We start from the raw sequence: 22,991 nt of genomic DNA, 5'->3' as shown, positions 1-22,991 counted from the left end.
TCATCATTTTTTACGTTATATAAACTTCATTGGCAGCTGAGTTGGTGAAGTTTTTTTATTATGAAACGAAATCTACTATTTGCATTTTTTCTTTTAGGAATATGTTTTAGTCATTCACAAACCAAAATAAGTGGTCATGTGTATGATGAAAATGGAGATCCTATTTCCTATTGTAATATAATCTTGAAAGGATCAACCGAAGGTACCATTACAGATGAGAATGGAAGCTTTTATTTAGAATCTGATGAAACCTGGGAGACAGTTACTGTTTCTTTTGTAGGCTATCAAACATTAAATATTCCACTTACAAAAAAAGTAAACTATAATTTAGAGTTTATTCTTAATGATGAAGCAGAACAGCTCAATACAGTGGTAATTGTTTCTGGAAAGCAATCAAAAGATGAAAAGGAAAATCCAGCCATTGCTTTATTAAAGAAAATTTGGGAACACAAAAGAAAGAATGGTTTAAAACAATTTAAGCAATACGAATACGATAAGTACGAGAAAATAGAATTTGATATCAATACAATAGATAGTGCTTTGATAAAAAGTAAACTATTTAGAGGAATGGAGTTTGTTTTTGATCAGGTTGACACTTCCAAAGTAACAGGAAAAACTTATCTGCCAATGTTTGTTAACGAAGCTGCATCAAGAGTCTATGGTGATAATATTATGAACAAAGAAAAAGAAGATTTAAAAGGAAATAAAAATTCAGGATTCAGCGATAATCAGATTATTATTGATTTTGTTGCAGATTTATATGCAGACTTTGATATTTACGATAACTACCTTAAGTTTTTTGATAAAAGTTTTGTAAGCCCATTGTCTAAAACAGGAGTCAATACTTATAATTATGTGTTGTCAGACAGTGCATTTATTGATAATAAATGGTGCTACAATATTATTTATTACCCAAGGCGAAAGAATGAACTTACTTTTAAAGGAGATTTTTGGGTAGCAGATACTACTTATGCCATCAAGGAAATAAATCTTCAAGCTTCAAAAAGTGCCAACATCAACTGGGTAAAAGATATTTACATAGAACAAGAATATGACGTGTTAAACGATTCTTTATTTCTTGTAAAAAGAGATTACATGATGTCTGATTTCGCATTTAATAAAAAAGAAAAATCACGAGGTATATATGGTAAACGCACTACCTTATACAATGACTATATTTTTGATAAAGAACGAGATAAAAAGTACTATGAAAAAGAAGTTTTCAATTACGATAAAGATGCCTACGATAGAGATGATACTTTCTGGGAAGAAAACAGATTAGAGCCTTTAAGCGAAGACGAAAAGGGAGTTTATAAAATGTTAGACACTCTAAAGACAGTCAAAAAATTCAAGCAATTGTACAATCTAGGTAGTATTCTGTCATCAGGATATATAGAATTTAATAAACTTCCATTAGATTATGGGCCCATTTTTTCCACCTTTGGATATAATGAAGTTGAAGGAATTCGTGTTCGTACAGGTGCAAGAACCTATTTTGGAAGGAATGATCTTTGGAGATTAGAAGGGTTTTTAGCCTATGGTTTTCGAGATGATAAATTTAAATATGGAATATCAGGAAAATGGCTTATTGACAAAAAGAGTAGACTCATTATATCGGGTGGTCAAAGAAGGGATATTGAACAAATAGGTGCTAGTCTTACAACATCTACAGATGTTTTGGGTAGAAGTTTGGCATCTTCTTCACTTATTGCAAAAGGCGATAATGACAAATTAACAGATATCAATTTAACAAGTCTTGCATTAGAAATAGAACCTTGGCGTAACTTTATTTTTAGACTCGGTGCTGATTACAGGACATTGGAGTCTGCCTCACCAACATTTAGTTTAGATTATAATACACCAACGGGCGTCGAGTCAGAAGTCAAACAGTTTGAGTCTACATTTTCTTTATTTTACTATCCAAAGCGAAAGATGTCAGGTTATGGTGTGGAACGTCATAGAGCAAATGACGATTTTGCAAGACTATTTGCCAGGATTAGTTTAGGAAAGAAAGACGTATTTGATAGCGATTTTGATTATACCAAACTCCAATTTTCATACATCCAACCTTGGCAACTGGGTGGACTTGGAAGATTGTATTCTACTATAGAAGTCGGTAAAACTTATGGCGAGGTACCTTTGGGGTTATTAAGTGTTATACCTGGAAACCAATCTTACTTTTCAATATATAATACGTTCTCTCAATTAGACTTTTATGAGTTTGTAACAGACACATATGTGTCTTTTAATTTTGAACATAATTTTAATGGACGTTTTTTTTCAAGAATTCCTTGGTTGAGGAAATTAAATCTTCGTGAGATTGTGAGTATTAGAGGAGCTTGGGGAGATCTATCAGATGAGAATATTGCTTTAAATACAAGCTCAAATCCTTATAGTATTCCTTTGGTTGCACCAAGTGATGAAGTGTATTGGGAATACAGTTTTGGTGTAGGCAATATCTTCAAGGTGTTCAGAATAGATTTTAACTTTAGGGGTAACTATCTAGACAATCCTGATGCACGAAAATTTGGTGTTACAGGAACTTTTGGATTTCATTTTTAGAAGGTTCGTTTAACGTGTTTGTGTATGATTTTGTTGCGTGTTTAAGCATTAAAATTAGCAAATACAAACCGAATAGAAAATCCGCTAGGATTTTCGTAAGTAGGCGAGTACTAGCAATGAATTATACACGGTGTTACCAAAAGTTTTTATTTTTCAGCATATCCTATCATAGCCGAATGTGGAAAGGAATAACCATTTTCCGTTTTAAAGGATTCACAATTTTTAATTACATCCTTTTTTATATCATTTTGCTTATTTTCAGGAAATAAGTTTAAATTTCCCCAATCCCAACATCCGTTAATTAGTGGGTCAAGTGATTGCATATTCCACTTTGTATCTAGCTTTTCTAATTTGAAATTTTTTAAACTAGCATTTGATACAAATGTATTATAAGTATCAAAATCTGTGACACCAAATAATGGTCCGTGAGGTAGTTCAGATAATTCGTGGTGGTTTCCAAAGGCTTGAAAAAAAGCCCCTAATGAACTTTGTTCTTGCTTTGCTCCCCAAACTGCAAAAGCAAATTTCCCATCTGGTTTTAAAACCCTGTTTATTTCCTTAAAAACTTTATTTGGTTCAGGTAAATGATGAACTATAAAATTGGCTATTACAACATCTATTGAGTTATCCTTTAATGGAATATTTTCAGCATCCGATTGTTTGAATACGATACCACTATGTGCCGATTTAGCCTCATTTATCATTTTTTTAGAAAAATCAATTCCGATTACATTTGCTCCCGTTTCACTAATTTTCTTTGTAGAATTTCCAGCACCACAACCAATATCTAAAACAGAACAATTAGAATTGACATTTGTTTTGCTTATTAATAATGGAAGTGTTTCATTAGTTAAAGTAGCCCAAGTTTCATTGTAACTTGACGAGCATCTTGTCCAAGTATCTAATTCATATTCACGAATAGCTTGATGTTTTGATTGTTCCATAATAATAATTTTATTGGTTAGTTTCAAATTTTTGGTAAAGCGAAGATAAAAAACGTTTCAATGTTTGTTTATCGATTGTTAAACGAAGTTCGACTATTTTATTATAAAAGTCAAATAGGCCTACTTTGTATTATCATAGTATTTTATAATAATCAACAGCTTTATTTACCATATTATTAACCTGTTCTATAAACCCGTAAAAGGGTTTTTTATTCAAATGGATTTTACTACTTTTGCCGAGCTTAATAAAATTTTGAATATAATATGGAATCGAACATGATTTTTGTGCCAATCGCATTGGCAATTTTAGGACTACTTTTTATGTTGACCAAAATGGTTTGGGTTAAAAAACAACCTGCCGGTAATGAGAAAATGCAAGGTATTTCTAAAGCCATTAAAGAAGGCGCTTTGGCATTTTTAAGTGCAGAATATAGGCTTCTTGCCATCTTTGTAGTCATAGCATCTGTTGCGCTGTTTTTTGTATCTACACTTGAAAATGTACAAACACACTGGATGATAGTCCCAGCATTTATTAGTGGTGCGATCTTTTCTGCTCTTGCAGGTAATATTGGAATGCGTATTGCTACCGAAGCTAACGCACGTACTGCTGAAGCAGCAAAAACAAGTTTGCCTCAAGCACTTAAAGTTTCTTTTGGCGGAGGAACTGTTATGGGACTAGGTGTTGCAAGTTTAGCAGTTTTAGGATTGAGTTTATTCTTCATGTTCTTTGTGAGTCAGTTTTTAGGAACTGATGGTTCTTTTTATGATAATATGACAGTGGTGTTAGAAACACTTGCTGGGTTTTCACTTGGTGCAGAATCTATCGCATTGTTTGCTCGTGTTGGTGGCGGTATTTATACAAAAGCTGCCGATGTTGGAGCTGATTTAGTTGGTAAAGTTGAAGCTGGTATTCCAGAAGACGATCCTCGTAATCCAGCAACTATTGCAGATAATGTTGGTGACAATGTTGGAGATGTAGCAGGAATGGGAGCCGATTTGTTTGGATCTTACGTAGCAACAGTTTTAGCATCCATGGTATTAGGTAATTACCTCATTAAGGATATGTCTCAAAATAGTCAGTTTACAGATGCGTTTAGTAATATGGGGCCAATTTTATTACCAATAGTTATTGCTGGTGTTGGGATTTTGGCATCCATTATAGGAACGTTTTTAGTAAGTATTAAAAATAATGAAGCTAAAGAAGCACAAGTTCAAAAAGCATTAGATTTAGGAAACTGGGTAGCAATCGTGTTAACACTTATTGCCAGTTTCTTTTTAATAGATTGGATGTTGCCAGAAACAATGAACATGAAATTCTTTGGTGAAGGTTATAAATCCATTCCATCAATGAATGTGTTTTGGTCTGCATGTATTGGTCTTGCTGTTGGGGCATTAATTTCAGTAGTGACAGCATATTATACAAGTCTTGGTAAAAAACCAGTTTTAGATATCGTAAAAAATAGTTCTACAGGTGCTGCAACAAACATTATTGCAGGTTTAGCAGTTGGTATGAAATCTACATTTGCTTCTGTTTTACTTTTTGCCGCTGCTATTTATGGTTCTTATGAATTGGCTGGATTTTATGGAGTTGCTCTAGCAGCATCAGCAATGATGGCTACAACTGCAATGCAATTAGCCATTGACGCGTTTGGACCAATTGCAGATAACGCTGGTGGTGTTGCAGAAATGAGTGAATTAGATCCTGAAGTACGTGAACGTACAGATATATTAGACTCTGTTGGGAATACAACTGCAGCTGTAGGTAAAGGATTTGCCATTGCATCTGCTGCTTTAACTGCTTTAGCGTTGTTTGCAGCTTATGTAACATTTACAGGAATTGATGGTATTAACATCTTTAAAGCAGATGTATTGGCCATGTTATTTGTTGGCGGTATGATTCCAGTAATCTTTTCAGCTTTAGCCATGCAATCTGTTGGGAAAGCAGCTATGGAAATGGTGCAGGAAGTAAGAAGACAGTTTAGAGAAATTCCGGGTATTATGGAAGGTACTGGAACTCCAGAATATGCTAAATGTGTGGATATTTCAACAAAAGCTGCATTAAAAGAAATGATTTTACCAGGTTTAATTACCATTATCACACCAATCATTATTGGTTTAGTATTTGGAGCTGAACCTTTAGGCGGCTACATGGCTGGTGTTTGTGTAAGTGGTGTTATGTGGGCAATTTTCCAAAACAATGCTGGTGGTGCTTGGGATAATGCTAAAAAATCATTTGAAGCTGGTGTAGAGATTAATGGTGAAATGACTTATAAAGGGTCAGATGCTCATAAAGCTGCTGTAACTGGAGATACTGTTGGAGATCCGTTTAAAGATACTTCTGGGCCATCTATGAATATTTTAATTAAGTTAACTTGTTTAGTTGGTTTGGTTATTGCTCCAATTTTAGGAGGTCATTCCACTGAAGAAACCACAGCAATGAATGAAGTTGTAAATGACATAAAAAAAGAGGTGAAAGTTGAATTGACTTCTGATGATGACAAAACTGCAAAAGCTGTGGTGACAACTACAACTACTGAAAATGGTGAAACTGTAACAGATTATCAAGTTATAGAAGGAAGTATGGAAGAAGTGAAAGCAAAGCTTAATGCTTTAAAAGATGTTGATGTTAAAGTTGATTCAAATCATGTAGTTAAAGAAGTTGAAGAAGAAATTATTGAAGAATAATTCTCAAATATATATAATAAAAAAGGCTGCTAATTTTAGCAGCCTTTTTTATTATATATCTAATCGTCAATACTTTTTCCTACCTCTCGCTTAACAAATTTTCTTGGCATGGTTCTAAATACCACATCCCATAAAGGAGAAGAAACACCAAAAGCCCTATCGGGTTCCCGGTAATGATGTATGCTATGGTGGTACCATAAATGTTTCAAAAAGTTATTAGGCACGTGAAAAGCATGTACTGAATAATGTACTGCTAAATAGGTGGCATACCCAATTAAAAATCCAGCAAGAAACCCAAAAGCATAATCTCCTAAAATAGTTCTGTATATTATAAAGAAAACCGTAGCAATCACCAAGCTTAATACAGGTGGCATCGCTAATCTGGATTTATCTTTGGGATAATCATGATGAACACCATGCATAGTGTATGATACTTTTTTTCTTTTTGCGGTTGTAGCAGGAATGTGATATAGGTAGCGATGCATAATGTATTCTATAAAAGTAAAGAAGATAAATCCAGCAAAGAATAATAAAATCATCATGGGTACTTCAAAACCTTTTTCTATAATGCCGTAGTATATTAAGGCTGCAGCAATAACAGAAAAAATAATTAATGGTAACGAAATGTGCGTATGCGTTAACTTTTCGAGAATTGGGTTGTCAAATAATTTTGGTGATCCCTTATGTTTTGGGCGTTTTAATTTTGTTGATTCCATAAGAATAAACTTTAAAATAAACCATGTATTTCAGCATCAATTTTATTAATAATACTTCCTAGATCTTCTGGGTTATCGACAAAATCTAAATGATCGACATCAACAATTAATAGTTTGCCTTTGTCATAACCATGTATCCAAGCTTCATATCGTTCATTTAATCTACTTAAATAATCAATACTTATTGAATTTTCGTAATCTCTTCCTCGTTTATGAATTTGTGATACGAGATTAGGAATAGAACTTCTTAAATAAATTAATAGATCAGGACCTTGAACCAAAGACTCCATTAAATCAAATAGCGATCTGTAATTTTCAAAATCCCTGTTGGTCATTAAACCCATGGCATGAAGGTTTGGTGCAAAAATATGAGCGTCTTCATAAATAGTTCGGTCTTGAATTATCTCCTTACCACTTTTACGAATTTGTAAAACCTGTCTGAAGCGACTATTTAAGAAATAGACCTGAAGATTAAAACTCCATCGTTCCATTTGGTTGTAAAAATCGTCTAAATATGGATTGTCCACAACATCTTCAAGTTGCGCTTCCCATTTGTAGTGTTTTGCTAGTAATTTTGTAAGCGTAGTCTTTCCAGCGCCAATATTTCCTGCAATTGCAACGTGCATAATTCTATCTGGTTATAAGTTGGTATTTATGAAGAAATTCCTCGTTGTAAATATACAAGGTTTCATTGGTTACTAAAAACTGTTTTATTAACAATTCTGGCATATTAATAGGTAAAATTGTATCGTTTTCTTTTTTTAAAAAATAGAGTTTATTTCCTTTTTGCAGGAATAGATCACCATTGTTTTCTACAAGATTTGAGAATCCATTATTTTTTATTTTTGACAACAAACTTCCAAAATAATTATACCTATAAATATAGTTTTCTGTAAGTAGCCAACATTCGTTAAAATTACTTTTTAAATCTAAAACCTGGCTCACAACAGGCAAAGTAGTTGCCCTAGTTTTGTTGGATTTATAATCATAGAGCTCGAGCTGTTGCGTATCTTGATTAAACAGCCAAATAGTATTGTCATTTCCTGTAGAAATTTGTGATACATTTCTAAATGGTTTGTATTTGTTAAAATCGATTTTAAAGATTTCTGCAAGCCGATTATCTAAAATTATTACTGAATTAAAATCATTGTAGAACACATTAATCTTTAAAGGATTAAACGTGTTTATAGAATAGATGTTACCCAATTGAAGATTATTATAACTAATAACCGACACCTTTTCCTTTTTATAAAAGATATTACTATTTATATAATAAAGAACTCCAAAATCATCAATATCTACAATGGACTGAACGGACAGTTTTTCTTTTGATATGAATTTGGTTTCTATTTGGTCTTGACCAAAACCAAAGAAGGATACAAAAAGTAAAAAATATAAGAGGTTCTTCATTCTGTATTGAAAATTACAAAAATCAAACCACTTTTAGCATATTAATTTGTAGCCAAAACCTCTAACATTAATAATTTGAATAGATTCTTCTTGTTGAAGTTTCTTTCGAAGTTTAGTAATGAAGACGTCCATGCTTCTAGCGTTAAAAAAATCATCACTTCCCCAAAGTTTGTTTAAAATTAATGAGCGATCTAGAACCTGATTTTTGTTTTTCACTAAATGAAAAAGCAAATGTGATTCTCGATGCGTTAATTGCACTTTATCTTCATTTTTGTATTGCAATGTTTGCTTTGGAAAATCAAAAACATAATGCCCTATTTGTAACTTATCAGAAGTTCTTTGAAGAACAGTTCTTTTTAATAGATTATTGATTCTAACAATAAGCTCCTCCATGCTAAAGGGTTTCTTTAAATAATCGTTACCGCCAATAGTAAACCCTTCTACTACATCTTGTGTCTGTGATTTTGCAGTCAAAAAAATTATTGGAATCGTATCATCTTCTTGTCTAATTTCCTTTGCTAAAGTGAAGCCGTCTTTTTTTGGCATCATGACATCAAGCACCAAGATTTCTGGTTGAGATTCTTTGTAAACCTGCAAGGCTTTTTCACCATTATCGCATAATAGCACTTCAAAGCCTCTTGTTTCTAGACTTTCTTTAATAATTAATCCTAAAGCTGGTTCATCTTCAGCTAGAAGGACAGAAGAGCTTTTATTCATAAGATAAAACTATTTTAATAGTTGTTAGGTTTTTATTTAACTCCAATTGAATTGTACCACCATGTTTTTCTATGATTTTTTTGGTGTAATACAAACCAATTCCAAAACCTTTTATATTGTGCGTATTTCCTTTTGGAATTCTATAAAACTGTTCAAATATCTTGTCTTTGTGTACTTTGGTTAAGCTATTCCCATTGTCTGAAATTAAAATTTCAATTGTTTTGGAATTGTTTTCCATTTTAACCAAAATAGAGCCTCCACCATACTTAACAGCATTGTCGATAACATTGTTAATAGCATTTTCTAAATGAAAAATATCAACAGAAATTATAGCTTCATCGATTTTGGATTCAAAATGAAACGCTTTATTTTCATTTTGAATTTGATATCTATCTACAGATGATTTCACCAAATCTACAAGATTGATTTGCTCTGTGTTAAGCTTTAAATTATCGCTATCTAGAGTTGCTGTTTCCAATAATTTTTCAACCATAACATTGAGTTTGGATAATTGGTCTCCAGACATTTTTAAATACTTTTTCGTTTTCTCCTTATCATCAATAACATTAAAATCTTTAATACTTTCAAGAGCTACTCCAATGGTTGCAATAGGTGTTTTGAATTCGTGTGTAATGTTACTGATTAAATCATTTTTAACTTCTGCCAATTGCTTTTGACGTTTTATAATTTTTAAGAGATAAAACAAACAACTTATTACAAGCAGCACTAATAATGTAGACAACACAATGCCAGTTAAAATTCGCTTTAAAATAGATTTTGTTTCATTTGTAAAATACACTTTTAAAGAAGTGTCATAAGGTAAATAGGTAGATTTTGATGTAGTGCTTAAAAACTTTTTTTCAATCAACGAATCATTCACCTTTTTAAAAACTGAAAGCCTGTTAATTGACTTTGTATTATCGACAGCATCTTTATATGCTAAATAGTAATCTAATTTTAGATTTTTCCTATGTAATTCTTGTTCTAATAAAGTGTCAATCTGCTCTAATAATAGACTGTCATTAGATAGAGAAACAATAACCTTTGAGGTTAAATTTTTTAATTCGGTTTGTGAGATGGAATCTACATGAAAACGCTTTAAAAAAACGCGCTCTTTCTGCCAAAATTCTTCACCATTTTTACTTTTTAAAATATCAATTACTGAATCACCCTTAAGACCTTGATATTTTACTTCACCATCTAAAATTTCAATGTTTAAAGAATCAAATTCGTCTTCAGAAAGAGTTGAAAATTTGAATTCATGCATAATACTGTCCAATCGCTCTTCACCCATTAGATCGTTTTCATCAATATCTCCTCTAAAAGCAAACTTGATGGTGTTAACTTCAGCTAAATTGGCAAAATAAGATTCTACGGCATTGTCCAGACTTATCTGAACATCATTCACAAATTGCTGCTTATTAATAAGGTAATTTTTATAATTCCAATACACTTGAATACCAATAGTGCCGAGTATTACAAAAATTATGATATATAAAATCCAACGATATCTTGAATCATCCATACGCCAAAAGTAAATGTTAAAATAATATAAAACCAATCGGTTAACACACGTTAACAGTAGTTAACTAAAAAAAAACATGAAGCTGTTCATCTTTGTGTCACAAATATTAAAACAAAAACGATGAAACACACATGTATGTTATTAGTAAGCTTATTGCTAACAAGCACGTTCCTGGCACAAGATTTCCAAGGAGAAGCTACTTATAAGTCCAAACGGAAAATGGATATTGAACTAGACAGTACTCAAATAGGAGGAGAGCGTTACAACCAAATCATAGCAATGTTAAAAAAGAATTTTGAAAAAACCTACATTCTTACATTCAATAAAGAAGAATCTATTTATAAAGAGGACGAAATTTTAGAAGCTCCGCAACCTGAAGGAATGCAATTTGTTGTTGCAAGCACAGATGGTTCTGATATTCTTTACAAAAACACAAAAGAACAACGATACACTAGCCAGAATGAAGTCTTTGGTAAAGTATTTCTTATTAAAGACAATCTTGAAAATCCAGATTGGACTATGCATGGCGAAACTAAAAACATAGGCAATTACACATGTCATAAAGCTACAATGAAAAGACAGGTTGAAGTATTTGAAAGCTCAATGAGTATTAATGGAGATAAAGACTTGAGTGAAACAGCAGAACCTAAAATAGAAGAAATTACAATTACGGCTTGGTACACCATGCAAGTACCAGTTAATAGTGGACCAGCAAAATATCAAGGACTTCCAGGATTAATCCTTGAGGTAAATGATGGAACGGAAACTATAATTTGTAGTAAAATAGTTTTAAACCCAAAAGACAAAGTAAGTATTGTAGAGCCAGATAAAGGTAAAGAGGTTAACCAATTAGAGTTTGAAGAGATCGTAGAAAAGAAAATGCAGGAAATGAATGATCGTTACAAACACAATCGGGATGGTGATGGCGAAAGAATTGAAATTAGAATTGGAGGATAATATTCTATTTCATCAATCAAAAAACGAACATGCAATATAAATTATCAATTATACTCCTTTTGTTTGTAGCAAGCTCATCATTTGCCCAAATAAAATTAGAAGGAGTAGTAAAAGACAGTATTGGCAACCCTTTAGAATTATCAAATGTTGTCGCTATCAATCAATCAACTGAAAATCTGGATTCGTATGGTATTACAAACGATCAAGGGGAATACAGACTTAACTTAAAAAAGAATACTTCATATACTATACAAGTAAGTTATATAGGCATGAAAACGTTTGAAGAAATCGTTGAAACTTCTGAAGATGATATGATAAAAAACTTCAATCTTATGCCTGACAACACTCTTGATGCAGTTGAATTGATTTACGAAATGCCTGTAACTATAAAAGGTGATACACTTGTCTATAACGTAGATTCTTTTAAGGACGAAACCGATAAGAAACTTGAAGATGTACTTAAAAAATTACCTGGTGTTGATATAAATGATGATGGTGAAATAGAAGTGGAAGGTAAGGTCGTGGATAAAGTCATGGTAGAAGGCAAGGATTTTTTTGATGGTGATACCAAATTGGCAACAAAAAATATACCGGCAGATGCTTTAGATAAAGTTCAGGTGTTAAAGAATTATGATGAGGTGAGCCAACTTCAAAATGTGAGAAGCAATGAAGACAATATTGCCATTAATATTAAGCTTAAAGAAGGGAAAAAGAATTTTTGGTTTGGTGAGATTACTGCAGGTTTAGGTCCAGACGAGCGTTATTTGGCACATCCAAAACTGTTTTATTATAGCCCGAAGTATAGCATCAATATTATTACCGACATGAATAATATTGGTGAGGTTCCTTTTACAATGCGAGATTATTTTAAATTCTCTGGAGGTTTTAGAGGACTTAATCAAAGAAGTGGAACAGGGTTTAATGTTGAAGCACAGGACATGGGTTTTTTAACTATGCAAAACAATAAAGCTAAAGCCATAGACACTAAATTTGGAGCTGCAAACTTTAGTTATTCACCAAAAAAGACTTGGGATTTAAGTGGTTTTGCAATTTATTCTGGTACACGAACAGAATTAGAACAAAATAGTATAAAGCGGTATGTGCAATCTGAAACAGGAGATATTCCACCACCAGATGAAACAACACAGAGTAAAACCCATCAAAAGGTAGATTTAGGCTTGTTTAAGTTAAGCTCCAGCTATAAGCCTAATGGTAATAATCATTTGGATTATGATATTTTTGCAAAGGTTTCCAAGCAAAACGAATATCAGGATTTTTATTCATCAATTTTGCAGAACGTTAATGAGATTCAGAAGCAGAGTCCATTTAGTTTGAGTCAAAACCTAAATTACTATTATACCTTAAATAATAAAAATATTTTTGCCCTTGAAGTTCAACATTTATGGCAGGATGAAAATCCGTTCTACAATGCAACATTAGAACAATCAGAGCAATTTCAGTTTACGGATATGCTTGGTCTAGACACTAACCAAACACTATTGAGCACTGCACAAGACAAGAGTGTCAAAACAAATAAGTTGGATGCCAAAATAGACTATTGGTATGTGTTGAACCAAAAGAGTAATATAAATTTTACTTTAGGTACCTTATTGAGCAAACAGCAGTTTGATTCTAAAATCTTTCAGATTTTGGATAATGGTGATCAATACGAACTTGATAATTCGCAGGTTGATATTTTAAATGATGTAAAGTTCAACTTTAGTGATGTTTATTTGGGCTTGCATTATAGATTGAAATCAGGAATTTTCACATTCAGTCCAGGATTTTCTGTACATTCATATACTACCAAAAATAACCAATTTGGGAGTCAGGTTAAAGATAACTTCATAAGATTATTGCCAGATTTTGATACAAGAATTCAGCTCAAGAAAAGCGAAACATTAAATTTTAGATATAGTATGGAAAACAGTTTTACAGATGTAGACCAATTGGCAGAAGCTGCTGTTTTTAATAATTACAATGTATTATATCAGGGTAATAGAAACTTGGAAAATTCACTTTCACATAACTTGAATTTAAGTTATTTCAGTTTTAATATGTTTAATTACACCAACGTATTTGCATACGTTAACTATAGCAAAGGAGTTGATGAAATTAGATCAAGAACAGAATTTTTAACCATTCCAAATCCAACACCTGGAGAGCCAGACATCCAAACTACAAGTCAGGTTTCAACATCTTTTAATTCAAATTTTGCCGATGAATCGGTATTTGTAGATGCTAGATTTGAAAAAAGTATTGGCAAATTTAAAGCGTCTATAGGAGGTAATCTGTCCTATTCAAAATACAATCAAATGGTCAATAACCAAAGAAGCATCAATGAATCATTCAGCCAATCGTACAAAACACGGTTGAGCACTAATTTCAGGAAAGCACCAAATTTTGAAGTTGGCTATAACCTTACCGTCAATGAATATGAACAAGGGTCAGGAAAAACAAAATTCTATACGCAAAGCCCATTCGCAAATATGGATGCCTATTTCCTTAAAGGCTTTATTTTTAGAGCGGATTATTCATATTTTAACTATAAAAATGATCATAAAACATTAAATAATTATAGCTTTTTTGATGCTGGTTTGTCTTATCAAAAGAAAGACAGTAAATGGGAATATAAGGTTAGAGCCACAAATATTTTAAACACCAAATCCCTGAATCAAGATAACTCCAATACTTTGTATACAAGTGTTAGTGAATATTTTATACAACCACGATATATCATATTCAGTATTAAATATGATTTGTAGGCCATAATCTTAACCTAGTTCATCACTAAAAACCTTCAGCTAAATGTGCTTTAAAGTTGAGATATAAATCCGTTTTTAACCAAAATAAAAAAAGTTCGGTATTTTTTTTGACGAAGTCAAATAGTCTATTAACAAAAAAGCCTTACAAAGTTCCAAGGCTTTAATTTATATTTAAATATTCACTAGAGCCCAAAAACTTCTTTTATTCTATCAACATAATCTAGTTTTTCCCAAGTAAAAACCTTCATATTTTGAGTGACACTTTCTCCTGTAGGTTGTGTAAAATGAATTTTATTCTACAATGAATAACATCTATAGGTTGCATTTAATAAATAATTCTTGTTTCAGGAAAAACATTGATCCAGGCAAACCAAAAAGCCTCATGCCCTGGAATTCGAAGAAGTTGTTGTCTTTTAGGGCCAATTAAAGCATCTTCCTTAACGTCCCATCTATTGTCATTATTATCAAGTAATACCCCATTTTTATAGGATTTGAATTGTTGATCATCAATGGCATACGCACGGCTAGAACCATTACGATCAGCTATAATTAACAGCCTTTGTTCATCTATCTTATCCTGATGAATTCTTTTGCGTTTTAAATATTTAACAGAAATAGCTAAAGGATGTGTCGCAAAGTTTTTAGGTCGAGGAATAAAGACCCTGGCTTTATTAGACAAACGCGTATCAAGTCTTGGAACTGGAAACATCAATTTATCATCCGAAAAATAGTCTTTATAGGCTTCACCTTCATCGTAATTTCTAGAATGCCCAGTATTAATAGAGAGCACATGTGTATTAGGATGTCTTTCACGCCATTCTCTCCATGCAGTAGTTTCCACAGGTAAAATAGATAGCTCAATATTCTGATCGACCAATGGTCCTAGTACAGGCTGTCCCAAAATGGTACTCCATAAAGATTGAGTATCTTGGTCATACATAAGTTTATTTGAGCGATAGAGAAATCCACTAGTTCCTAGGTTGTGTTTTACTCCGTTGAATTCGGTATCATAAATAATAACTGTCCCACAAAGTGTACAGTACACCACGGCAATGGATTGTTCTCCAATATCGTCAACTAGGAATTCATGCCAGGCTAGGATACGTTTTGGATAGGCAAGCGCCTCTCCATTAATCACTAGACCGAAAACTTCATCAGTATCCGAAAGATAAGTAGACTGACTTGCAGACATCATTGTAGGCAATTTTAGTGGCGGTATACCGTCCTGTCTCACGCCTCCCCAAATGATTTCATCCAAACGAATTTTGGATTGGTCCCCTCTTTTATAAAAGTATTGATAAAACGCAGGATCAAGTGCACCATATAGATAAGCTTTAAAATCTGCATAGTAGCTACCATAGGATGGCTCGTCTTTCCACAGCAACTGAATACCATTATAAAAATTAGATTCAATGGAAGGCACATGTTCGTCTAGTAATGCTCGGACAGATTTTTGTAGCCAAAGATCCTGGCTTAACATCAATACATCAAGCAGTGGAGCTATATAACTTTGAGACCAATTTTTTTGTAAAACATTTAACGCCTCTGACCTTTTTTTCAGATCGATTCCAACTAGATTTTGAAAAATAAGAAGAGTGTCAATTAATTTGAACGCAGATTCTTTTACACTATAATCTGAAAATGCTTTGTAATCTATAGGTAAGGTCAGAGCAAGGCGTTGTTTAGCCCAATAGCCATATTCTTTGACAGCAGATTTATTTATAATATTTCCACGCTTATCAAATAACAAATATGGTTCGATTTTGTACAATCGAGAAACTTCTTTTTGTGCATCTCTTCCAAGAGATTGAGTTTTATTAGTTCCGAATTTTTGTTGTTCGGCAGGAGATACAGAAACTTGTACTTCATTATTTGAAGCCACATCAAGTTCAAGGTGTTTGATCGTTAAAAATTCAGAAAAGTACAATCTATTCCAACCAGGAATAGAGTCAGGTAGGACAAGCGTACTTGGTTCTGTAGGAATAAGAATAGTGTTGAATTGCCCATTATCATATTTTTCAAAGGAAAGTTCGTATCCTAGTTTTTTTAAGGCTGATTTGTTTGGGCTTTTAATAAGGCTTCGAAAAAAGTTAGGTAAGCTGTGTTTGTAAAGCAGTTTCCTTCTCTCAATATATTGCGTATCATTTGCTTGAGCTTTATCAATGTATTTACCATTGCCTTTGTAATAGGTTGACCCATTGGTCTCTATTGATAACTCTTCAAGCCAAAAATGAATGGTATATCCTAAATAGTTGTTTTCGATGTGTAGAAGGTCGACAGCCGTTACCCACAAGTTTCCATTCTTTTCTTCGAACTGTAATACCTCTGGATTCAAGATTTTGCAATTAGATGCAGCTTTACCGTCTCCCAATAGTGTTTTTCTAAATTTTCTAAATTTTTTCTTCCATTTTTTATCTTTTTTTGAGGTAAGAAGAATCTCATCTAAATCAACATTCTTACCTTGCATTTCTATTGTAGCACCTTTAGAAAGATGTTTATAATTTTTAGGGACGATATTTAATGTTTTATATGATACATGAGTAATGATAAGTACTTGAGTCTCCAGTATAGAAACACTAAATTTACAGTAACCATCGATATCACTTGTAGTGCCTATGCTGGAGTTATTTATAAAAATGTGAGCATCAGATATTGACTTTTTGGTTACTTTATCAACTAGTTTGAATTGCAACTCAACTTGCTGCGCATTGCCCAATTGTGGGCAACTCAATCCAATCCAGAAGTAAAGCAAAATCCATCTCATTTTTCAAATTTATTAATTGTCTCATCTAATAAAGTAAGATAACAGAAGTCTGTCATGTTAGCCATCATTTTAGTCGATTAGAATCTTTACAGACATCAATCTTTATTGATTTCACCAATACTTTAATATTAATTTGTATTAATTGTTTAGTTATTTTAGTCGTTAAATAATGTTTGACATTTCTTTTTGCTAAAAAAAATAAGAAATTCAAAAAAGCCTCATAGTATCTACGAGGCTTTTATAATATTATATTGGGTGTTTTAGTTTACAATCCGAAAGCTTCTTTTACTTTATCTACGTAATCTAGTTTTTCCCAAGTAAAAAGTTCAACATCAACTGTAACACTTTCTCCGGTAGGCTGTGTAAACGTTTTGGTGACTATTTTATTTTCACGACCCATGTGTCCATAGGCTGCAGTTTCGCTATAAATAGGTTGACGTAGTTTTAAACGATCTTCAATGGCTGCTGGACGCATATCAAACAGCTTTGTAACTATTTTGGCAATTTCACCATCTGTCATATTAAATGGGCAAGTACCATAAGTATCAATAAAAATTCCCATAGGCTCAACTACACCAATGGCATAACTTACTTGTACTAAAACTTCGTCACAAACACCAGCTGCTACCAAATTTTTGGCAATATGGCGCGTAGCATAAGCCGCACTTCTATCAACCTTACTTGGGTCTTTTCCAGAAAAAGCACCGCCACCATGGGCACCTTTTCCTCCATAAGTATCCACTATTATTTTTCTTCCTGTTAAACCAGAATCACCATGTGGTCCACCTATTACAAACTTGCCAGTTGGGTTAATATGGTATTTTATCTGATTATTAAATAAGGTTTGAATAACTTTAGGTAATTTACTTACCACACGAGGTATCAGAATTTCAATAATATCTTTTCTAATTTTTGCTAGCATAACATCATCATTGTCAAATTCATCATGCTGTGTAGATACAACTATAGAGTCTATACGTTGAGGTACATTATCATCACTATATTCAATAGTAACTTGGGCTTTGGCATCAGGTCTTAAATAGGTAATATCTTTACTTTCTCTCCTTAAAGTAGAGAGTTCTTTTAAAATTCTATGCGATAGCTCTAAAGCTAAAGGCATAAAATTTTCGGTTTCGTTTGTAGCATACCCGAACATCATTCCTTGGTCTCCAGCACCTTGTTCTTCTTTTGTAGCTCTATCCACACCACGATTAATGTCTTCAGATTGTTCATGGATTGCCGAAAGCACACCACAAGAATTACCGTCAAACATATATTCACCTTTGGTATAACCAATCTTATTTATAGTGTCTCTTGCTATTTGCTGAACATCCAAATAGGTGTTTGATTTTACTTCACCAGCAAGAATAACTTGACCAGTTGTGACCAGAGTTTCACAAGCCACTTTGGAGTCTTTATCAAAAGCCAAAAAATTGTCAATCAAAGCATCACTAATCTGATCTGCTACTTTGTCTGGGTGCCCTTCAGAAACACTTTCTGAAGTGAATAAATACGCCATATAACTTAATTTTTATTTTGAAGATTTGACGACGCACTCTTAAGATAGTTCACACTGTCTTTAGCATTATTTTAATGAGGTTGCAATCAGTCAAATCTGTCCTCTTATTATTTGTTTGGCAAAAGTAAAAAAATAATATAGAAAGTAAACCAATTTCACTTTTTTTATAACTGTATAATAAGGAATAAAACAAAAAAGCAATTAATGTTCTTCTTTAATAGGAATTTGTTCTGTTTAATTAACAAATTTAAAGTATTGAACATCATAAAAAATAAAGGTTAAAATATTTATAATCAATTGTTTAACTTAATTGAAACGTAAATGGATTTAAACCCATTAAAGAATAAGCTTACATTAAAAAAACTCAATAAAGTAATTTCGATACTATAATATTGTCATAAAATAAATGAAGCTTAATAAATACAGTAAAACAGTTACTCAAGATCCAACTCAACCAGCCGCACAGGCCATGTTATATGCAATTGGTTTTTCTGACGAAGATTTTTTTAAACCTCTAGTAGGTATTGCAAGTACTGGTTATGAAGGTAATCCGTGCAACATGCATTTAAATGATTTGGCGAAATTGGCAAAACAAGGCACAAAAAATGAAGATTTAGTCGGTTTGATTTTTAATACAATCGGTGTAAGTGATGGTATTTCCATGGGTACGCCAGGTATGCGTTATTCGTTACCTTCTAGAGATATTATCGCTGATTCTATGGAAACCGTAGTTCAAGCTATGAGTTATGATGGATTAATAACGGTAGTTGGTTGTGATAAAAATATGCCTGGTGCTTTAATGGCTATGATTCGTTTAAATAGACCAGCTATTTTGGTTTATGGTGGTACAACAGATTCTGGTTGTCATGCTGGTAAAAAATTAGATATTGTTTCTTCTTTTGAAGCTTGGGGAAGTAAGGTAGCAGGAACTATGGAAGAGGCAGAGTATAAAAGTGTCATCAGAAAATCAATTCCAGGTCAAGGAGCTTGTGGCGGCATGTACACTGCTAATACTATGGCTTCGGCAATAGAGGCATTAGGCATGGCATTACCTTATAATTCTTCAAATCCTGCATTAAGTGATTCTAAAAAAGAAGAGTCTATAAAAGCAGGTGAAGCAATGCGATTACTGCTTGAAAAAGACATTAAACCTTCAGATATTATTACAAGAAAATCATTAGAAAATGCCATTCGTCTAGTGACCATTCTTGGTGGTTCAACCAATGCTGTATTACATTTTTTAGCAATTGCAAGAGCAGCTCAAATAGATTTTACGCTTAAAGATTTTCAAAATATAAGTGATAATACACCTTTTCTTGCCGATTTAAAACCTAGTGGAAAATATCTTATGGAAGATGTACATGCTATTGGCGGTGTTCCTGCGGTATTAAAATATCTTTTGAAAAAAGGATTATTGCATGGTGATTGCTTAACCGTTACAGGGAAAACACTGGCAGAAAATTTATTAGATGTTGATGATTTGGCTGAAGGACAAGATGTTATAAAACCAATAGAAAAACCTATAAAAGCAACAGGACATTTACGTATGTTATACGGAAATTTAGCTTCAGAAGGCAGTGTTGCTAAAATCACAGGTAAAGAAGGTTTATGTTTTAAAGGAAAAGCAAAAGTATTTGAAGGAGAATATGCAGCTAACGACGGTATACGTGATGGTAAAGTAGAAAAAGGTGATGTGGTGGTTATTCGTTATGAAGGACCAAAAGGAGGTCCTGGTATGCCAGAAATGTTGAAACCTACAGCAGCAATTATGGGAGCTGGTTTAGGTAAAGATGTGGCCTTAATTACTGATGGGCGATTTTCTGGTGGCACACACGGCTTTGTAGTTGGTCATATTACTCCAGAAGCTCAAGAAGGAGGTACCATTGCCTTTGTTAAAGATGGCGATATAATTACAATAGATGCAGAAACAAATAGTATTTCTTTAGAGGTTTCTGAAGAAGAATTACAAAAACGAAGACAAAATTGGACTGCTCCTAAATTGAAATTTGAAAGAGGAGTACTTTATAAATATGCAAAAACGGTTTCATCTGCATCCAAAGGATGTGTAACTGATGAATTCTAGGTAAAATATAATTAATATAAAAATGTCATCCTGAACTTGTCGAAGGATCTCAATAAATATATGAGATGAAAGAAACTCAAACATTATTAAAAAAAGACACAAATTCTCAAACAGCAGAACGCATGACCGGCTGCGAAGCTATAGTAAGATGTCTTCTTGAAGAAGGCGTCGATATTCTATATGGTTATCCGGGTGGAGCCATTATGCCAGTATATGATGAATTGTATAAATACCAAGATAAATTACACCATGTATTAACACGGCATGAACAAGGAGCTACTCATGCTGCTCAAGGTTATGCAAGAATCTCTGGTAAAGTTGGAGTAGCCATGGCTACTTCTGGACCTGGTGCTACAAACCTTATTACTGGAATAGCAGATGCTCAAATAGATTCTACACCAATGGTATGTATCACTGGTCAAGTTGCTTCGCACTTATTAGGTAGTGATGCCTTTCAAGAAACAGATATTATTGGAATTTCTACACCAGTAACCAAATGGAATCATCAAATAACTAAAGCTTCAGAAATACCTGAAGTTATGGCAAAGGCATTTTATATTGCCAAAAGTGGAAGACCAGGACCTGTATTAATTGATATAACTAAAGACGCACAGTTTGAGGAATTCGATTTTAAATATGAAAAATGCCAAGCAGTAAGAAGTTATATTCCTGTTCCTAAAATAAACTCAAAAGAGTTAAAGGCTGCAGCAGAGCTAATCAATAATGCAAAAAAACCAATGGTGGTTTGGGGTCAAGGTGTTATTCTTGGTGAAGCAGAAGAAGAGTTTAAAGCTGTTATTGAAAAAACTGGAATACCTTCCGCCTGGACAATATTAGGAGCTTCAGCTATACCTTCCAGTCATCCATTAAATGTAGGGATGGTTGGTATGCATGGCAATTATGCGCCAAATATCCTAACTAATTCATGTGATGTTTTAATTGCAATTGGAATGCGCTTTGACGATAGGGTTACAGGGAATTTGGAAACATATGCCAAACAGGCGAAGATTATTCATTTTGAAATTGATCCTGCAGAGGTTGACAAAAATGTCAAAACAGATGTTGCTGTTTTAGGCAATGCCAAAGAAAGTTTAGCAGAACTCCTTCCTTTGTTGAATAAAAATTCTCATTCGAATTGGCATAATGAGTTTAAGAAATTATATGAAATTGAGTTTGAAAAAGTCATTAAAAATGATTTGCACCCAACAAAGGATGGCTTAACGATGGGAGAAGTTTTAAACGAAATTAACCAACAAACGAAAGGTGAAGCTGCGATTGTTAGTGATGTAGGTCAACACCAAATGATAGCTTGCAGGTATGCAGAGTTTAATAAAACAAAAAGTAATATAACCTCTGGAGGTTTGGGTACCATGGGTTTTGCTTTACCAGCAGCAATTGGTGCAAAAATGGCAGCTCCAGAACGTGAAGTTGTAGCTGTTATTGGCGACGGTGGTTACCAGATGACCATTCAGGAACTAGGTACAATTTTTCAAACTAAAGTACCTGTTAAAATTGTGGTGCTAAATAATGATTTTCTAGGTATGGTTCGCCAATGGCAACAGTTGTTTTTTGATAAGCGCTATGCTTCTACCGAATTGATAAATCCAGATTTTGTTCAAATTGCAAAAGGATATTATATAGAAGCCAAAAAAGTAACAAAACGAGAAGATTTAGCAGATGCTGTAGCCGAAATGATTGCAAGTGATTCAGCATACTTTTTGGAAGTTTGTGTAGAAAAAGAAGATAATGTATTTCCGATGATTCCTTCAGGAGCATCAGTTTCAGATATAAGATTAAGTTAATATGGACAATTTCAAAAATCATTATACCGTATCAATATATACCGAAAATAACATAGGGTTGCTTAATCGTATTTCGGCAATATTTCAAAGAAGGCATATCAACATTGAAAGCTTGAATACTTCGGCATCAGAAATAGATGGTGTTTCTCGTTTTACAATTTTGGTGATTATGACTGAAGATCAAATCAAAAAAATTGTTGGTCAGATTGAAAAACAAGTGGAAGTTATAAAAGCCTTTTATCATAGAGATGAAGACACTATCTATCAAGAATCATGCTTGTTTAAAATTAAGTCTGATTTGTTGTTTGAAGAACGTCAGATACAAAATATTATTAAAGATAGTAACTCTAATATTGTAACTGTTAACAAAGAATTTTTTGTCCTCGAGAAATCAGGAAGAAGAAATGAAATAGATCAGTTATACAAAGATTTAAGTGTTTTTGGTATCATGCAATTTACGCGTTCAGGGCGTATTGCAGTGACCAAAGACGAAATGAAAATATCATTAATGCTTGCAGCATTTAACCATTAAAAAAAACAAA

The 22,991-nt window shown here is 33.0% G+C and carries 15 protein-coding genes; 7 read left to right on the top strand and 8 right to left on the bottom strand.

The window, feature by feature from the left end:
* Positions 1–60: 60 nt before the first annotated feature.
* The gene (locus AAFP94_RS06770; RefSeq protein ID WP_316661777.1) at positions 61–2,562 is read left to right on the top strand and encodes a DUF5686 and carboxypeptidase-like regulatory domain-containing protein; all 2,502 of its coding nucleotides are present in this window, start codon (positions 61–63) and stop codon (positions 2,560–2,562) included.
* 146 nt (positions 2,563–2,708) lie between these two features.
* Here AAFP94_RS06770 and AAFP94_RS06765 read toward each other — a convergent pair whose 3' ends face one another.
* A complete protein-coding gene (locus tag AAFP94_RS06765) occupies positions 2,709–3,506 on the bottom strand; it encodes a class I SAM-dependent methyltransferase (protein WP_316661776.1) in 798 nt (265 codons plus the stop codon).
* Between the two features lie 264 nt (positions 3,507–3,770).
* Here AAFP94_RS06765 and AAFP94_RS06760 point away from each other — a divergent pair, with 264 nt between their 5' ends.
* Positions 3,771–6,191 carry a sodium-translocating pyrophosphatase gene (locus tag AAFP94_RS06760; protein WP_316661775.1) on the top strand — a complete coding sequence of 807 codons (2,421 nt, stop codon included), beginning with the start codon at positions 3,771–3,773 and terminating at the stop codon, positions 6,189–6,191.
* 59 nt (positions 6,192–6,250) lie between these two features.
* On the opposite strand, the gene AAFP94_RS06755 is transcribed toward AAFP94_RS06760, so the two are convergent.
* Genes AAFP94_RS06755 through AAFP94_RS06735 form a run of 5 tightly spaced genes read right to left on the bottom strand, consistent with a single transcriptional unit; the run spans position 6,251 to position 10,559 of the window.
* Positions 6,251–6,907 carry a sterol desaturase family protein gene (locus AAFP94_RS06755; RefSeq protein WP_316661774.1) on the bottom strand — a complete coding sequence of 219 codons (657 nt, stop codon included), beginning with the start codon at positions 6,905–6,907 and terminating at the stop codon, positions 6,251–6,253.
* 11 nt (positions 6,908–6,918) lie between these two features.
* Positions 6,919–7,533, bottom strand: a complete 615-nt coding sequence (locus AAFP94_RS06750; RefSeq protein WP_316661773.1) for a deoxynucleoside kinase — start codon at positions 7,531–7,533, stop codon at positions 6,919–6,921.
* 4 nt (positions 7,534–7,537) lie between these two features.
* Positions 7,538–8,317: a hypothetical protein gene (locus tag AAFP94_RS06745; protein ID WP_316661772.1), complete on the bottom strand. Its 780-nt coding sequence runs from the start codon at positions 8,315–8,317 to the stop codon at positions 7,538–7,540.
* Between the two features lie 33 nt (positions 8,318–8,350).
* On the bottom strand, positions 8,351–9,034 hold the full coding sequence (locus AAFP94_RS06740; protein WP_316661771.1) for a response regulator transcription factor: 684 nt from the start codon (positions 9,032–9,034) through the stop codon (positions 8,351–8,353).
* Complete coding sequence (locus AAFP94_RS06735) at positions 9,027–10,559, bottom strand: sensor histidine kinase (RefSeq protein ID WP_316661770.1); 1,533 nt, start codon at positions 10,557–10,559, stop codon at positions 9,027–9,029. The genes AAFP94_RS06740 and AAFP94_RS06735 overlap by 8 nt, the downstream gene beginning before the upstream one ends.
* A gap of 120 nt (positions 10,560–10,679) precedes the next feature.
* On the opposite strand from AAFP94_RS06735, the gene AAFP94_RS06730 reads away from it, so the two are divergent.
* Together AAFP94_RS06730 and AAFP94_RS06725 are read left to right on the top strand one after the other, a co-directional pair.
* The gene (locus AAFP94_RS06730; RefSeq protein WP_316661769.1) at positions 10,680–11,516 is read left to right on the top strand and encodes a GLPGLI family protein; all 837 of its coding nucleotides are present in this window, start codon (positions 10,680–10,682) and stop codon (positions 11,514–11,516) included.
* A 29-nt stretch (positions 11,517–11,545) separates the two neighbouring features.
* Positions 11,546–14,281 (top strand): TonB-dependent receptor, encoded by a 2,736-nt coding sequence (locus AAFP94_RS06725; protein ID WP_316661768.1) that lies wholly within the window; start codon positions 11,546–11,548, stop codon positions 14,279–14,281.
* 325 nt (positions 14,282–14,606) lie between these two features.
* Here AAFP94_RS06725 and AAFP94_RS06720 read toward each other — a convergent pair whose 3' ends face one another.
* Both AAFP94_RS06720 and metK read right to left on the bottom strand, forming a co-directional pair.
* Positions 14,607–17,045, bottom strand: a complete 2,439-nt coding sequence (locus tag AAFP94_RS06720; RefSeq protein WP_316661767.1) for a DUF3179 domain-containing (seleno)protein — start codon at positions 17,043–17,045, stop codon at positions 14,607–14,609.
* Positions 17,046–17,310: 265 nt separating this feature from the next.
* On the bottom strand, positions 17,311–18,564 hold the full coding sequence (gene metK / locus AAFP94_RS06715) for a methionine adenosyltransferase (RefSeq protein WP_316661766.1): 1,254 nt from the start codon (positions 18,562–18,564) through the stop codon (positions 17,311–17,313).
* A gap of 406 nt (positions 18,565–18,970) precedes the next feature.
* Between metK and ilvD the strand changes: the two genes are divergently transcribed.
* The 3 genes from ilvD to ilvN all read left to right on the top strand — a co-directional run bounded on the left by ilvD (position 18,971) and on the right by ilvN (position 22,981).
* Positions 18,971–20,647 (top strand): dihydroxy-acid dehydratase, encoded by a 1,677-nt coding sequence (gene ilvD / locus AAFP94_RS06710; RefSeq protein ID WP_316661765.1) that lies wholly within the window; start codon positions 18,971–18,973, stop codon positions 20,645–20,647.
* A 65-nt stretch (positions 20,648–20,712) separates the two neighbouring features.
* Complete coding sequence (gene ilvB, locus AAFP94_RS06705; protein WP_316661764.1) at positions 20,713–22,449, top strand: biosynthetic-type acetolactate synthase large subunit; 1,737 nt, start codon at positions 20,713–20,715, stop codon at positions 22,447–22,449.
* Position 22,450: 1 nt separating this feature from the next.
* Positions 22,451–22,981 (top strand): acetolactate synthase small subunit, encoded by a 531-nt coding sequence (gene ilvN / locus AAFP94_RS06700; protein WP_316661763.1) that lies wholly within the window; start codon positions 22,451–22,453, stop codon positions 22,979–22,981.
* The last annotated feature ends 10 nt before the right edge of the window (positions 22,982–22,991 follow it).

Origin of the sequence: Gilvirhabdus luticola, from assembly GCF_040117515.1 — a bacterium.
In the GTDB taxonomy this organism is placed as follows: domain Bacteria; phylum Bacteroidota; class Bacteroidia; order Flavobacteriales; family Flavobacteriaceae; genus Gilvirhabdus; species Gilvirhabdus luticola.
Note: the sequence above shows the minus strand (reverse complement) of the source record. Positions and strands in the feature narration are given on the sequence as shown.